This window comes from Sphingomonas sp. (assembly GCF_042091075.1).
Classification (GTDB): domain Bacteria; phylum Pseudomonadota; class Alphaproteobacteria; order Sphingomonadales; family Sphingomonadaceae; genus Sphingomonas.
In genome coordinates, this window is sequence record NZ_JBELIE010000083.1 from 1 (window position 1) to 14307 (window position 14307).

The window sequence follows — 14307 nt, forward strand, 5'->3', positions numbered from 1 at the left end:
GTCGAGCAGCACCGTGAAGCCGCCGAAGATCATCCGCTTCACGTCCCATGGCGGCGCGCCCGCCGCCGACATCCGCTCGTCGCCCATGATCCGTTCCCATGCCGCGTCGCGCTGATCCCGCGCGGGCCATTCGATCCAGCCGAAGCCGATCGCCTCGCCGGGCGCGGCATCGACCGCGCGTGGAAAATCGGTGACCTCGCCGGCCCGGATGTCGTCCCCGATCGTATCGACCACGCGCACCGCGCCATATTCCCGGAAAAGCGGCGCGAGCGACACGGCGTGACGGGTATAGGCGTCCGCGCCGCCCGTGACCGGCAGCACCACGCCATCGATGAATCCCGCCCCGGCCGCGTCGCCCAGATCGCTGACCACGGCGAACCCGGAATAGATCATCCGCCGGCCGTCGAACGGCATGTCCTTCATCATCTCGTCCATGCGCGGATCGCCCGCGAGTCGCGCGTTGGCGGCATCACGGGTTGCCTTGTCGGGATATTCGAACCAGCTGAATACCACCGTTTCATCGGGCGTGGCGCGGACGGCGCGACGCATGTCGGTATGCTGTCCATCGGGGATGTCCTCGCCCCATGCCTCCACCATCCGCGACGCGCCCAGATCGATCACCAGGTCGGCCGCGCGCGCCGCATGCTCGCGGTATGTCTCGCGGTGCGCGACCGGCACCGCGGTCAAAAAGCCTTCGACATAGGTCATCGACGTATCTCCTCGCGCTGTTGCCGTTGTTCCAGCCACGCCACGATTTCGGGCGGGGGTGATCCAGTGAAGCCTGCCATCTGGTCCGCGAGCGCCCTGGCGAAGGCCGGTCGCGCTTCGCCGCGTTCGACATAGGCCAGCAACGTCGGCTGCTCCGCCAGCAGCGGATCGTCGCGCAGGATGCGCAGCACCGCGATCATCAGCAGATCGCCCAGGCGGCGCGCCGTGTCGAACAATCGCTCGCGAATGCGTTGCTCAATCGCTGGCAGGCGCGGCGCGGACCAGGGCGCATCCGCCTCGAACAGGGTCGCGATCGCATGATCCATGATCGGTGGTTCGACCGAGTTGAGCGCGGCGAACGACCATTCCAGCGCGTGCGCGCGTCCCGCCGCGTCGTCGGGCAGCAGCGCACCGCGTTCGGCGACATGCAGAACGATCGCGCCGGATTCGAACAGCGTCAGCGTGCCGTCCTCGAACGTCGGCACCTGGCCATAGGGCTGCAATGCACGATGCGCCGGCTGCTTCTGCTCGCCCTGGGACAGATAGCGGACGGCATAAGGCTGGCCGACCTCCTCCAGCGCCCAACGGACGCGCAGATCGCGCACCTGCCCCCTGGCGACATCGGGCACCCAGTCGAACGCGGTGATCGTCGGGAGTGCCATGGGTCCTCTCCTCCGCGATGCTCAGGCGGTGGCGTTCTGCGCCGCGACGATCGTCTCGGCATTGGCCTCCATGAACATCGTCTCGAACGTATGGCCATCGGGGTCTTCGAACGCCCCGCCATACATGAAGCCCATGTCCGCGATCGGCCTGGCTTCGCGCCCGCCCGCGTCGATCGCCGCGCGGTGGATCGCGTCGACCGCGTCGCGACCGTCGAACGACAGGCACAACAGCATCGCACTGGTAGCGTGCGAATCGGCGATCGGCTTGTCGGTGAAGGTGGCATAGAACGCCTTGTCGAGCAGCATCACCTTGATCGCGTCGGACCAGTCCATCGCGCTGGCCTGCTGGTTCGAAAAGGCGGGGTTCTTCGTGAAGCCGATCGCTTCATAGAAGGCGGTGGCGCGCGCCACATCGTCGACCGGCAGGTTGATGAAGATCATCCGGGTCATTGCGTCACTCTCCTGTCGATGATTCTTTGCGCTTCGTGTGGCGGAAGGTTATCAAAACAAACCATGAAGTCAATAAAAGTAACTGCGGATAGCAAGGCGCGGGCACGCTGGTATGACGATGCGTGCGGCACCGCGCTGGCGATGGAATTGATCGGGGAGCGCTGGTCGTTGCTGATCGTGCGCGAGCTGATGTTCGGGGCCCGGCGCTTTTCCGAATTGCGCGCCGGCCTGCCGGGGATCAGCGCCAACGTCCTGACGCAACGGCTGGAAGGACTGTCGCGTGCCGGGATCGTCAAGCGGCTGGCGCTGCCGTCGCCCGTCAATGCGACCGCGTATGAGCTCACGCCCTGGGGCCTTGAGGCGGAGGAGGCGATCCAGTCGCTGGGGCGCTGGGCGGCGCGATCGCCTGATCACGATCCCACGCTGCCCCTGTCGGCCGCCTCGCTGATGATGTCATTCCGGACGATGTTCGATCCGGCGCTGGCACCGCGCGCGCCGCTACGGATCGGCTTCCGGCTGGGGCGTGATTCGTTCGTGGCGGAGGTGGCGGACGGCAGGCTCACGACGACGCGTGTGCCGGCGGCGGCGGGCGAGGCGGTGTTCGAGGCCACGCCGGAGACGATGGCGGCGATCGTTTATGGCAAGATGCCGGTCGAGGACGCCGAGGCGGCGGGGCTGATGCGATTCGACGGCAACCGCGACGCCGCCGCCGCGTTCATCGCTCTCTTCCACCTGCCCGAGAAGGCCGCCAAGCCCGTTACGGCGGGTTGACGCGCACGCGATCCCTTCTCACTGGTACAGGCCACTCCAGCGAACGGCTTATTCGATGACCGATATCCCGAACACGCAGCCCGACAGCCGCGATACAACGATCCTCGACGCGCCCGACAAGATGGTCAGCGTGCGCGATCTGTTCGGGATCGACAGCGATATGCAATGCCCGGCGTTCAGCGAGGCGGACGAGCGAGTCCCTGACCTCGATCCGGCGTATGTGTTCGATCCGGATACGACGCTGGCGATCCTGGCGGGCTTCGCACACAATCGTCGCGTGATGGTGCAGGGCTATCACGGCACCGGCAAATCGAGCCATATCGAGCAGGTGGCGGCGCGGCTGAAATGGCCGTGCATCCGCATCAACCTGGATGCGCATATCAGCCGTATCGACCTGGTCGGCCGCGACGCGATCGTGCTGCGCGACGGGCAGCAGGTGACCGAGTTTCGCGAGGGCCTGTTGCCGTGGGCGCTGCAGACGCCGACCGCGCTGGTGTTCGACGAATATGACGCCGGCCGCCCCGACGTGATGTTCGTCATCCAGCGCGTGCTGGAAACCGAGGGCAAGCTGACGCTGCTCGACCAGAATCGGGTGATCCGCCCGAACCCCTATTTCCGTCTGTTCGCGACCGCGAACACGATCGGCCTGGGTGATACCAGTGGGCTGTACCACGGCACGCAGCAGATCAATCAGGGCCAGATGGACCGCTGGAACGTGGTCGTGACGCTCAACTATCTGCCTGCCGTCACCGAGGCGCAGATCGTGCTCGCCAAGTCGGGCGAGTATGACAAGCCCGAGGGCAAGAAGGTGGTGGAAAATATGGTCCGCGTCGCGGACCTCACCCGCAAGGGCTTCGTCAACGGCGATATCTCCACCGTGATGAGCCCGCGTACCGTCATCACCTGGGCGCAGAACAGCCTGATCTTCGGCGATATCGGCTTCGCCTTCCGGCTGTCGTTCCTCAACAAGTGCGACGAGGCGGAACGCGCGCTGGTCGCCGAATATTATCAGCGCGTCTTCGGTAAGGATCTGCCGGAGAGCGTGGTGGGACGCGGATGAACCCGCGCCGCGGCATTGCGGCGGTCGCGGATCCATCGGGCGGATCTGCCCGCAACGGGGATCGATCCCGTGCGCGGGCATACGATATGGTCGACCGTGGCGGTCGCTCGGCGCGTGTCATCGCCGCGCGTATTCCGCCGCGTGATCCCGGCCGGCTTGGGCCTGACGTGCCGGTCGCCGGGATACGCGCCTTTGGTCATCGGCTCCGCGGTGAATATCGTGATATCGCGCGACAAGAGGTGCCGTTGATCCGTGTCGCGGCAGCACTCGCCTTGGGAATGGACGGCTAAATGGCCAGCGAAACCCCCCTCGATCGGTTCAAGAACGTCCTCGGCGGCGCGTCGCGCGCGCTGTCGGATGAGGCGGAACTGGAACTGGCGTTCACCGCCGATGCGCCGGCACAATCGGGCAAGCATCTGAAGGTGCCGATGCCCGCGCGCACGCTGCCCGCCGATCAGGTGGCGGAGGCGCGGGGATTTGCCGACGGGTTCGCGTTGCGACTCCGCCTGCACGACACCATGCTGCATGGGCGCGGGGCGCCGACCGAGGCGACCGCACGTGCGGTCTATGACGCGGTCGAGACCGCGCGGATCGAGGCGCTGGGCAGCCGTGGCTATCGTGGCATCGCGAGCAACCTGGCGACCGCGCTCGACGTGAAGCTGCGCGCCGATCCGATCACGCGCGCCCGCTCGCAGAGTGAAGTGCCGTTGTCGACCGCGTTGCAATTGCTGGTGCGCGAGGCGCTGACGGGCGAGGCCGCGCCAGCCGTCGCCGCGCCAGGGCTGGCGCTGGTGCGCGACTGGATCGGCGAGCGTACCGATCTGGCCGCGCTCGCGCTCGCGCTCGACGATCAGCGCGCGTTCCAGGGCCTTACGCGCAAGCTGTTGGTGGACCTGGAATTGGTCGAGGGTGAGCAGGAACCGCAGGAAAGCGACGAGGGCGGCGACGAGGAGGAGCAGGAGGAGGGCCAGGACGGCGACGAGACGGATGAGGGCGATGCCGATTCCGCCGATGGCGACGCGCAGATGGAGCAGCGCGGCCAGCAGCGCGACGATCAGCAAAGCGAGGGCGAGAGCGAGCAGGTCGAGGGTGACGACCTCGATGACAGCGAGGGCGAGCCGGGCGACGATGGTGAGGAGGGGATGCAGCCCGTCCGCCCCAACCGGCCCAATGCCGATATGTCGCAGGCATTCGACTATCGCGTGTGGACGACGCAATTCGATGAAGTGATCGCCGCGACCGAATTGTGCGACGCGGAGGAGCTGGCGCGGCTGCGCGGTTATCTCGACCAGCAACTCGTGCATCTGCAATCGGCGGTGTCGAAGCTGGCCAACCGGCTGCAGCGCCGGTTGATGGCGCAGCAGTCCCGGTCCTGGGATTTCGATCAGGACGAGGGGCTGCTCGATGCCGCGCGGCTCGCGCGCGTCGTGGTCAACCCGATGCAATCGCTGAGCTATAAGATCGAGCGCGATACCGACTTTCGCGACACGGTGGTGACGCTGCTGATCGACAATTCCGGGTCGATGCGCGGCCGCCCGATCTCGATCGCGGCGATCAGCGCGGACATTCTGGCGCGCACGCTGGAACGCTGCGGGGTGAAGACCGAGATCCTCGGTTTTACCACACGCGCCTGGAAGGGTGGGCAAAGTCGCGAGACGTGGCTCGCCGCCGGCCGGCCGCCGCAGCCGGGCCGCCTCAACGATGTGCGCCACATCGTCTACAAAATGGCCGACGAGCCGTGGCGGCGGGCGCGCAACTCGCTGGGGCTGATGATGCGCGAGGGGTTGCTGAAGGAGAATATCGACGGCGAGGCATTGATGTGGGCGCATCAGCGGATGATGGCGCGGCCGGAGGAGCGGCGCATCCTGATGGTCATTTCCGACGGCGCGCCGGTCGACGATTCCACGCTCAGCGTCAATTCGGGCAGCTACCTGGAGCGGCACCTGCGTCAGGTGATCGGCTGGATCGAGAAGAAATCGCCGGTCGAGCTGATCGCGATCGGCATCGGGCATGACGTGACCCGCTATTACAGTCGCGCCGTCACGATCATGGATGCCGAGCAACTGGGCGGGACGATCATCGAGCAGCTGGCGGCGCTGTTCGACGCGGAATGACGGTCACCGCCCCGCCGGGGGGATTTCATGGCCCGGTCAAACGGTCGATCACGATCGCCGGCCATGCCACGTCGATCAGCCTGGAACCGGTCTTCTGGCAGGCACTCGAACGGGCCGCCGTGGCGCGCGCGCTGCCATTGTCCGCGCTGGTGGGGCAGATTGACGCGCTGCGGATTATCGCGCCGGACCCGCCGAACCTGGCGAGCGCCCTGCGAAGCTGGCTGCTAGCCGAATGTTGCGGCAGGTGATTTTGTAAATAAATGCTGTTTTAGACCGGGGGGCTGGCTAGAAAACGTCAACCGATTGCGTGGCATGGTGGCGGTCGTGGAGAACGACGGCTTTCTTGCCCGCGTGCTGCGGGGCGCGCCTGCCGAGGGTGCGTATGCGCGCTCACAGTTGCGCCATCTGCACCGGCAGGTGCCGCCGCTCTATGCGCTGCTCGCCTCCAACGCGGGGATCCTGGCTTATACGCATCGCGCCCTTGCACCGCCGCTGCTGACGATCGTGCTGCCGAGCATGTTGTGCGTCGTCTGCGTGATCCGTCTGCTGCGCTGGCTGATGCCGCTGGACGAGGCGCGGGTCACCGAGGCGGAAGCGTTGCAACGGTTGCGGGGGACGACCTGGCTGGCGGTGGCGCTGGCGATCGCCTTCGTCACCTGGGCGCTGGCGCTCGACCAATATGGCGGGCCGGCGCAACAGGGGCATATCGCGATCTTCATCGCGATCACGGTGCTCGGCTGCGTCTTTTGCCTCGGCTATCTGCCGCGCGCGGCCACGGCGGTGTGCGTGATCGTGATCGGCACGTTCCTGGTCTATTGCCTGCGCGACGGCGGCGAGGAGCGGGTCGCCACCGCGATCAATATCGCGCTGGTCGGGACGGTGATCCTGAAGGTGTTGTACGATTCCTTTGCCGCATTCATCGAACTGGAACGATCGCAGGAAGCGCTGCTGCACGAACGACGCGCGGCGGAGCGGCTGAGCGACGAGAATTTCAAGCTCGCCAATACCGATGCGCTGACCGGGCTACCCAATCGTCGTCAGTTCTTCGCCGAGCTGGAACGGTTGATGACGCCGCGGGAGGACGGCCCCGCCGCCTTCACGATGGGGGTGCTGGACCTCGACGGCTTCAAACCGGTCAACGACACCTATGGCCACAGCCATGGCGATCGGTTGCTGACCGCGATCGGCGATCGATTGCGGGGCACGGTCAGCGAACGAATCATGGTGGCGCGGCTGGGCGGCGACGAATTCGGGGTGATCATCCGCGCCCCGGCCGGGGACGCCACCGGCGAGGGGCAGCGTTTGTGCGACCTCGTTCGCCAGCCGGTGGCGATCGGCGACACGACAGTGAGTGTCGGCTGTTCGGCGGGGCTGGCGCATTTTCCCGATGCCGGATCGGACGCGCACCAATTGTTCGATCGCGCGGACTTCGCGCTGTATCGCGCGAAATCCCAGCATCGTGGCGGCTGCATCGCCTTTTCGCCCGAACTGGAGCAGATGATCCGGTCGGGCCAGGTGATGGAAGCGGCACTGCAGGCCGCCGATCTCGAACGCGAATTGTCGCTCGTGTTTCAGCCGGTCTTCGCGACAGCGGCGGTCCGCATCGTCGCGGTGGAAGCGTTGGCCCGGTGGCATTCGCCGCAACTCGGCGCGGTCCGCCCCGACCTGTTCATCCCCGTCGCCGAACAATTGGGCATCGCGCGCAAGATGACGCGGGTGCTGTTCGACAAGGCGGTGACGGTGCTGGCGACACTGCCCGAGCCGATCCGCATGACCTTCAACCTGTCTCCCGCGGATCTGGCGGACCCGCTGACGATCGATCTGCTCGTCGGCCGGCTCGCCGCGTCGGGCCTGTCGCCCACGCGGCTGGTGTTCGAGATCACCGAAAATGCGCTGATCACCGACATCCACGCCGCGCGGACGATGCTGGAGCGGTTGCGCGCGACGGGAGCACGGCTCGCGCTCGATGATTTCGGGACGGGCTATTCCAGTCTCAGCACGCTTCACCAGCTGCCGTTCGATATCGTCAAGGTCGATCGCAGTTTCGCGGTGCGGCTCGCCGACGATGTCGGTCGCCGGCTGGTCGCGGCGATCCGCGGGCTGGCGCGCTCACTTTCGCTGGAATGCGTGATCGAGGGGATCGAGACCGAGGCGCAACTGATCGAGGCGACCCTGTCCGGGTTCGAATATGCGCAGGGGTTCTTCCTCGGGCGCCCGGTCGCCGTCGACGAACTGCACCGGGCGGTGGCGGCGGAACCGCTGCGCTGGCGGGCATAGGGCGCACCCGCATCGAAGCGGGTCGCGCGAACACCTTCCCCCGCAGGGGAAGGTGATAACGCCTACCGCCCCAGCAGCACGCGCGCCTGGCTCGCGATCTGCGCCAGCATCGCCGCATTGGGTGTGCTGGCATGCCGGGCGCGATCGATGACCGCGCGGAACTGGCCAACGCGGGTAGCATTCTGCGCGAGCCACTGGTCGACGCGCCCTTCCGGCTCCGCCTCGGCGACGCGATTGAGGAAGTCGAGCCGCAATTGCTGGAAATCGCGCGCCAGCCCGGCGATCAGCAGCCGCTCCCATGGGTCGCTCGGCGAGATCCGCGTCGCGGTCGACTGTGCCCAGTCGAGCCCCAGCGCCTGACCCAATCGGGTGAAGGCGCGCGCAAGCCGCGTCTCGTCGACCGAGGAGCGCACCCCCAGCTCGGCGAGGCCGACCGCGCCATCCAGTTCGAACAGCCGCACCACCTTCGCCGCCAGGTCGCCAGGCACACCGGCCTGTTCCAGCGTGTCCGCGATCCGACGGCTATGCGCGCGCGCCTCGTCGAGCAGCAGTTCGTCGGTGGCATCGGACAGTCGCGCGATCCCCGGTTCGAGCCGCGCCAGCACCTCGGACGGCGTGACGCCAGAGATCGTCGCGCGCAGCAGGTCCGCGATCTGCGAGCGGACCGCCACCGCGACCTCATCGAACAATGCCAGCCGCGCGCCCTCCGGCATCGGGGTGGTCTCGATCGCCTGCCACAAGCTGTCGAGCCCGAACAGCCGCTCCACGACGACGAACATCGCCGCGATATCGGCCAGTGCGGCACCTTCCTCCTCGGCCAGTTCGAACGGGTGCAGGATGCCGATGCGGTTGACGATGCGATTGGCCAGCTTGGTGGCGACGATCTCGCCACGCAGGCGATGCTGCTCGATCGCGGCGCCGAACCGCTCGACCATCGCGGGCGGGAAGGCCGCGAACAGATCGGGCAGCAGGATCGATTCCTGCCCGAGCGTCGAACCCTCGATCGCGTCCTGCAGCGTCAGCTTGGCGGTGGCGAGCAGCACCGCCAGTTCGGGGCGGGTCATCCCGCGCCCTTCGCCGGCGCGGCGCAGCAGGTCAACCGCGGTCGCCAGCCCCTCCACGCGGCGATCGAGCCGCCCCGCCTCCTCGAATACCTCGATCAGCCGCACGTAGCTCGGCAGCGCCTGCGCCCCGTCGCGCTCGGCGATCGACAACGCCAGCGTCTGCAGCCGGTTATCCTCCAGTACCAGATGCGCGACATCGTCGGTCATGCTGCCCAGCAGCGTGTTGCGATCCTCGAACGCCAGCCGTCCCTCGATCATCTCGCGATTGAGCGCGATCTTGATATTGACCTCATTGTCCGAACAATCGACGCCGGCCGAATTGTCGATGAAGTCGGTATTGATCCGACCACCGCGCGCGGCGAAGGCGATCCGGGCCGCCTGCGTCACGCCAAGATTGGCGCCTTCGCCGATCGCGATCGCGCGCAGCTCCTCGGCATCGACGCGCAGTCGATCGTTCGCCGGATCACCCACCGTGGCGTTGTTCTCCGCCGCCGCCTTTACATAGGTGCCGATGCCGCCGAACCAGATCAGGTCCGCCGGGCTCTTCAGGATCGCGCCAATCAGCGCGGTCGGCTCCATCCGTTCCGCGGTGATCCCCAGCGCCGCCTGCACCTCCGGCGACAAGGGGATCGACTTCATGTCACGTGCGAACACGCCGCCGCCGCGCGAGATCAGCGACGTGTCGTAATCGGCCCAGCTTGACCGCGGCAGCGCGAACAGCCGGGCGCGCTCGTCCCAGCTTGACGCCGGATCGGGATCGGGATCGAGGAAGATATGGCGGTGGTCGAACGCGGCCACCAGCTTGATCGCCTTCGACAGCAGCATGCCGTTGCCGAACACGTCACCCGACATGTCGCCGCAGCCGACGACGCGGATCGGCTGCGTCTGCACGTCGACCCCGCGTTCGGCGAAATGGCGTTGCACCGATACCCACGCGCCCTTGGCGGTGATCCCCATCGCCTTGTGATCATAACCCACCGAGCCGCCGCTGGCGAAGGCATCGCCCAGCCAGAAGGCGTGTTCCAGCGCGATCGCATTGGCGATATCGCTGAACGTCGCGGTGCCCTTGTCGGCGGCGACGACGAAATAGGGATCCTCGCCGTCGTGGATCGCGACGCCCTCCGGATGCACCACCGCGCCGCCGACGATATTGTCGGTGAGCGACAGCAATGCGCGGATGAAGATGCGATACGCCTCGGTCCCCTCCGCCAGCCATGCATCGCGGTTCGACGGACTGGGCAGCTGCTTGGCGTAGAAGCCGCCCTTCGCGCCGGTCGGCACGATCACCGCGTTCTTGACGCGCTGCGCCTTCATCAGCCCCAGGATCTCGGTACGGAAATCGTCTCGCCGGTCGGACCAGCGCAGCCCGCCGCGCGCGACCGGGCCGGCGCGCAGGTGAATTCCCTCCACGCGCGGCGAATAGACCCAGATCTCGCGCCATGGCAGCGGCGCGGGCAGGCCGGGGATCTTCGCGCTGTCCAGCTTGAACGCCAGCGCACCGCCGTTTTCGGGGGCGGCGGCGGGGGTGAAGGCGTTGGTGCGCAGCGTCGCGTCGATCACCGCGCGGAAGGCGCGCAGGATGCGATCGTCGTCGATCCCGGTCACCGCATCCAGCCCGCTCACGATCGCTTCCTCGGCGGCCGCCGCGTCGAGCGTCGATCGCGGATCGTGCCGGGCGGTGAACAGGTCGACCAGCGCCTGCGTCACGTGGCGGACGCGCGCCAGCGTATCGACGACATTGGCCGGGCCGTAGCTCATCCCCGCCTGACGCAGATAGCGATACCAGGCACGGAACAGCACCACCGCGCCGGGGGACAGGCCCGCTTCCAGCATCAGCCGGTTGAAGCCGTCATCCTCCGCGCGCCCCTCCAGCACCTGCGCCAGCGCCTCCTGCAGCATGTCGGCGGAGGCGAGCACGGCGGGCACGTCGGCCTGCGTTTCCAGCGTGAAATCGTGGATCGACGAGCGTTCCTCATCGGTCAGCGCGGTCGGCATCTCCTCGATCACGCGAAAACCGAAATGTTCCAGCGCCGGCACCGCATCGGACAGCGCCAGCGGGCCGCCCTGGCGATAGACCTTCAGGTGCAGCATGCCGTCCCCACCGGCGGTGAAGCGCACTTCGCGATCGCCTTCGCCATCGAGATGGGCGATCGACACGATGTCGCGCGCGGCCTCGTCCGGAGTGGCGCCGGTGCGATAGCGCGGCGGGAAGGCGGCGGCATGGCGCAACGCCAGCCGCGCGGCGCGGGCGGGCCCGACCTCGTCGGCCAGCGCCGCCTCGATCGACGGCGCCCAGCCGCGCACCATCTTTTCGAGTTGATCATCGAGCGTCAGCGGATCGGGCAGCCGCCCGGTGCCGCGCAAGTCGATCGTGTAGCGCAGCAGCGCGATCCGACCATCGTCGATGCTGGTCGCCCAGTTGAGCACCTGGCCGTTCGCCGCCTCCGACAGCATGTCCGCGATGGCGGTGCGGCGCGCGGTGGTCAGCTCGTCGCGCGGCAGCCAGACGAAGGCGTACAGGTGTCGCCCGAGCGGCGAGGGGACCAGCACCAGCTTCGGGCGCGGCCGATCCGCAAGGCTCATCGCGGTCAGCGCCAGCTCTTCCATCCCGGCGGCGTCGACCGCGATCATCAGATCGTGCGGCAATGTCGCGATCGCATGCGTCAGCGCCTTGCCGGTATGGCCGGTGGGATCGAAACCGAACTTCGCCTCGCTCGCGGCGAGCCGCTGGCGCAATACCGGCACGCTGCGCGGCGGGGCGTTGAGCGCGGCGCTGGTCCACAGGCCGGCGTGGATCGACAAGCCGACCACGCGACCGCCGGTCTGCAACGGCACGACCAGCAGGTCGAGCGGCACGCGGCGGTGGACGGGGGAGATCAGGCTGGATTTCAGCAGCAGCGGGGCGGCATTTCCGGCGGTGAAATAGTCGATGGAAAGACGTTTCGATCGCTCGGCGAGCAGCGGTACCTCATGCTCGTGTCGCGCGATCCCCAGCGGCTCCGCGGCGAGGCTGCCGTCGACCGACCAGCGTTCGTGACCCAGCAGCGTAAAATGCCGGTCAAGGAACCAGCGCAGCAGCGACGCCCCTTCGCTGTCGCCGCCGATATCGTCGAGCATGCCCGCATCGGCGGCCAGCGCCGCCTGCATGGTACGCCAGTCCGCCACCGCGACACGCACATCCGCCAGCAGGTGCTCGATATCGTCGGTCAGCGCACGACGGTCCTTGGCGTCGATCCGCTCCAGCTCGATGTAGATCATCGATTCGCTCGCGCCGCCGGCGTCCTCGATCCCGGTCAGCATGCCGTCGGCGTCGCGGGTAACACGGATCACCGGGTGGATGACGCGGTCGACCGCGACGTCGCGCTCACCGATCGCCGCGGCGACCGAATCGACCAGGAACGGCATATCGTCGTTGACGATCGCGAGCCGCATCCGGCGCCGGGCGCCATCCCCGGGCAGCGCCTCGAGCGCGATCGCGGCGGTTCCGGCGCTGCGCCGCGCGGCGGTCTGCGCCAGGAATTCGGCCGCCTCCGCGCGCTGATTCGCGCCGAAGCCAACCAGTTCGCCTGGCAACGCCCGATGAGTGAGCCGCTCCGCCAGCGCGGAAGACAGTATCGCGAGAGACTTTTCCACCATGCGCGCGGCTATGCGCGCGCCGGGGCGCTAGCTCAACCCTTGCTGCACCGCGGAAACGCCTGCGATCACGTGCGAAGGATCAGCCCAGCCGCCGCAGCACGCGCGCGGCGAGCTTGTCGTCATTGGTGATCGTGCCGACCACGCTGATCCCGCCCGCGGCGGTAGCGCGGCCGACCAGGATGACCGGGGCGCCATCGTCCAGCCCGCTGTCGATCGCCAGCTCCGCCAGCGTCGTCCGCCCGGCGATCAGCGCGCGTGGCGTCGATTCGGTGCGCGGGGTGGCGGGCTTGCGGGCGGCGCGCTCGTGGGCGACGATGCCCTTGATCCCGCCCGGCACGCTGTCGATCACGCGCGGCAGGCCGCCCTCCGGCACGCCGGTGCGCTGCGCGAAGCTGAGCACCGTCGCCGCCTCGGTCAGCCGTGTCTTGTCATGGTCGCGGCCGAAGACCAGCTTGGCGATCGCGGTCATCGGCGCGCGTGCCTGCGGACGGATATCGGCGGCGTGCAGGATCGCTTCCAGCGCCTCGGGCGCGGCGGCGGCGGCGAGCGCGAAATCATGTGCCCGGCCCAGCGCGCGGTACAGGGCGGCGTGGCTGCGCGTCGCCGCGGCGCGCGCCGAGGCGGCGCTTTCGCGCGCCAGGGCGAGGCGATCGTCCAGCGACGTCGGCGCGTTACCGTCCGGATCGATGCTGCCCGCGCCCGGGCCGTCCGCCCAGGTGGCGGCGGTCACCGGCGCCGGGATCGGATCGTGACGCGGCGTGGTGGCGTGCGAATCGGTTGCGGGGGCAAGGCCAGCGTTCGCGCCGTCGTCGCTGTCCACCAGTTCCTTCCAATTGACCACGCCGTAGATGTAGTCGATCGTTTCGTGATCGGAGGAAAACGGCATCAGGATGCCGCGATACAGCATCATGTGCCCCCGGATGCCGACGAACTCCGCCTCGAACCCGATCGGCGCGCGATTGGCAATGATCTGCAGATAATGGTCGGTCAGCCGCGACAGCAACGATCGCGCGGGGACGTCGCTGATCCGGGCGATCACCTGATCGCCCCCGCATTCGTCGCGCAGCGCCCTGCCGATGAACTGGATTGCGGGATCGTCCAGCCCGCCGGTGAAATCCAGCAACACGCTATTGGGGCCGAAATCGGCGATCCGCTCCGGATCGAGATCGGCGATCGCGGGATAGGGGCGGTCGCGCAGCAGCGATACCCAATGATTGTAGGCGCGCACATGCATGCGGCGTTCGTCGCCGCCAATCTTCACTTCAGGCGCGCCGACGCCGTCCGCGTTCGCCTCGGCGTCGGGAAGCTCGTCGTAGCCGCGCGCGGTATCCATCGTCGTCGTTCCTGCCGGTAAGGCCGCACCCGCGGCGCTGATCGCGATCGTGATGCACCGGCCGTAGTAAACGCGACGTAAAGGCGAAGGCGCTTGCCAGCCCTCCGATTGGTTGCTAAGCGCCCCCTCCTCGACGCCCCGTGGGGCCACGACGGGCCGCTTTAGCTCAGCTGGTAGAGCACATCATTCGTAATGATGGGGTCACAGGTTCGAGTCCTGTAAGCGGCACCAC

The 14307-nt window shown here is 67.7% G+C and carries 10 protein-coding genes and 1 tRNA gene; 6 read left to right on the forward strand and 5 right to left on the reverse strand.

The features are described 5' to 3' along the window. The 3 genes from ACFDSW_RS09805 to ACFDSW_RS09815 form a co-directional block, all read right to left on the reverse strand. Window positions 1–708, reverse strand: a 708-nt coding sequence (locus ACFDSW_RS09805) for a DUF1428 domain-containing protein (protein WP_375250107.1), incomplete at its 3' end; no start/stop codon positions are given. Beyond that, window positions 705–1370, reverse strand: coding sequence for a glutathione S-transferase family protein (locus tag ACFDSW_RS09810; RefSeq protein WP_375250108.1), 666 nt, complete (start codon window positions 1368–1370; stop codon window positions 705–707). The genes ACFDSW_RS09805 and ACFDSW_RS09810, both read right to left, overlap by 4 nt. A gap of 21 nt (window positions 1371–1391) precedes the next feature. Beyond that, a complete protein-coding gene (locus ACFDSW_RS09815) occupies window positions 1392–1820 on the reverse strand; it encodes a VOC family protein (protein WP_375250109.1) in 429 nt (142 codons plus the stop codon). A 63-nt stretch (window positions 1821–1883) separates the two neighbouring features. On the opposite strand from ACFDSW_RS09815, the gene ACFDSW_RS09820 reads away from it, so the two are divergent. The 5 genes from ACFDSW_RS09820 to ACFDSW_RS09840 all read left to right on the forward strand — a co-directional run bounded on the left by ACFDSW_RS09820 (window position 1884) and on the right by ACFDSW_RS09840 (window position 8042). Further along, window positions 1884–2591 (forward strand): winged helix-turn-helix transcriptional regulator, encoded by a 708-nt coding sequence (locus tag ACFDSW_RS09820; protein ID WP_375250110.1) that lies wholly within the window; start codon window positions 1884–1886, stop codon window positions 2589–2591. A 55-nt stretch (window positions 2592–2646) separates the two neighbouring features. Next, the gene (gene cobS / locus ACFDSW_RS09825; protein WP_375250111.1) at window positions 2647–3651 is read left to right on the forward strand and encodes a cobaltochelatase subunit CobS; all 1005 of its coding nucleotides are present in this window, start codon (window positions 2647–2649) and stop codon (window positions 3649–3651) included. A 290-nt stretch (window positions 3652–3941) separates the two neighbouring features. Continuing rightward, the gene (gene cobT, locus ACFDSW_RS09830; protein ID WP_375250112.1) at window positions 3942–5765 is read left to right on the forward strand and encodes a cobaltochelatase subunit CobT; all 1824 of its coding nucleotides are present in this window, start codon (window positions 3942–3944) and stop codon (window positions 5763–5765) included. Further along, on the forward strand, window positions 5762–6013 hold the full coding sequence (locus ACFDSW_RS09835; RefSeq protein WP_375250113.1) for a ribbon-helix-helix domain-containing protein: 252 nt from the start codon (window positions 5762–5764) through the stop codon (window positions 6011–6013). Before cobT ends, ACFDSW_RS09835 begins: the two co-directional genes overlap by 4 nt. 64 nt (window positions 6014–6077) lie before the next feature. Then, window positions 6078–8042, forward strand: a complete 1965-nt coding sequence (locus ACFDSW_RS09840; RefSeq protein ID WP_375250114.1) for a putative bifunctional diguanylate cyclase/phosphodiesterase — start codon at window positions 6078–6080, stop codon at window positions 8040–8042. Window positions 8043–8104: 62 nt separating this feature from the next. On the opposite strand, the gene ACFDSW_RS09845 is transcribed toward ACFDSW_RS09840, so the two are convergent. Next, window positions 8105–12742 carry an NAD-glutamate dehydrogenase gene (locus tag ACFDSW_RS09845; RefSeq protein ID WP_375250115.1) on the reverse strand — a complete coding sequence of 1546 codons (4638 nt, stop codon included), beginning with the start codon at window positions 12740–12742 and terminating at the stop codon, window positions 8105–8107. A gap of 79 nt (window positions 12743–12821) precedes the next feature. After that, on the reverse strand, window positions 12822–14075 hold the full coding sequence (locus ACFDSW_RS09850) for a hypothetical protein (protein WP_375250116.1): 1254 nt from the start codon (window positions 14073–14075) through the stop codon (window positions 12822–12824). Window positions 14076–14230: 155 nt separating this feature from the next. Here ACFDSW_RS09850 and ACFDSW_RS09855 point away from each other — a divergent pair. Continuing rightward, a tRNA-Thr gene (locus tag ACFDSW_RS09855) sits at window positions 14231–14306 on the forward strand. The last annotated feature ends 1 nt before the right edge of the window (window position 14307 follow it).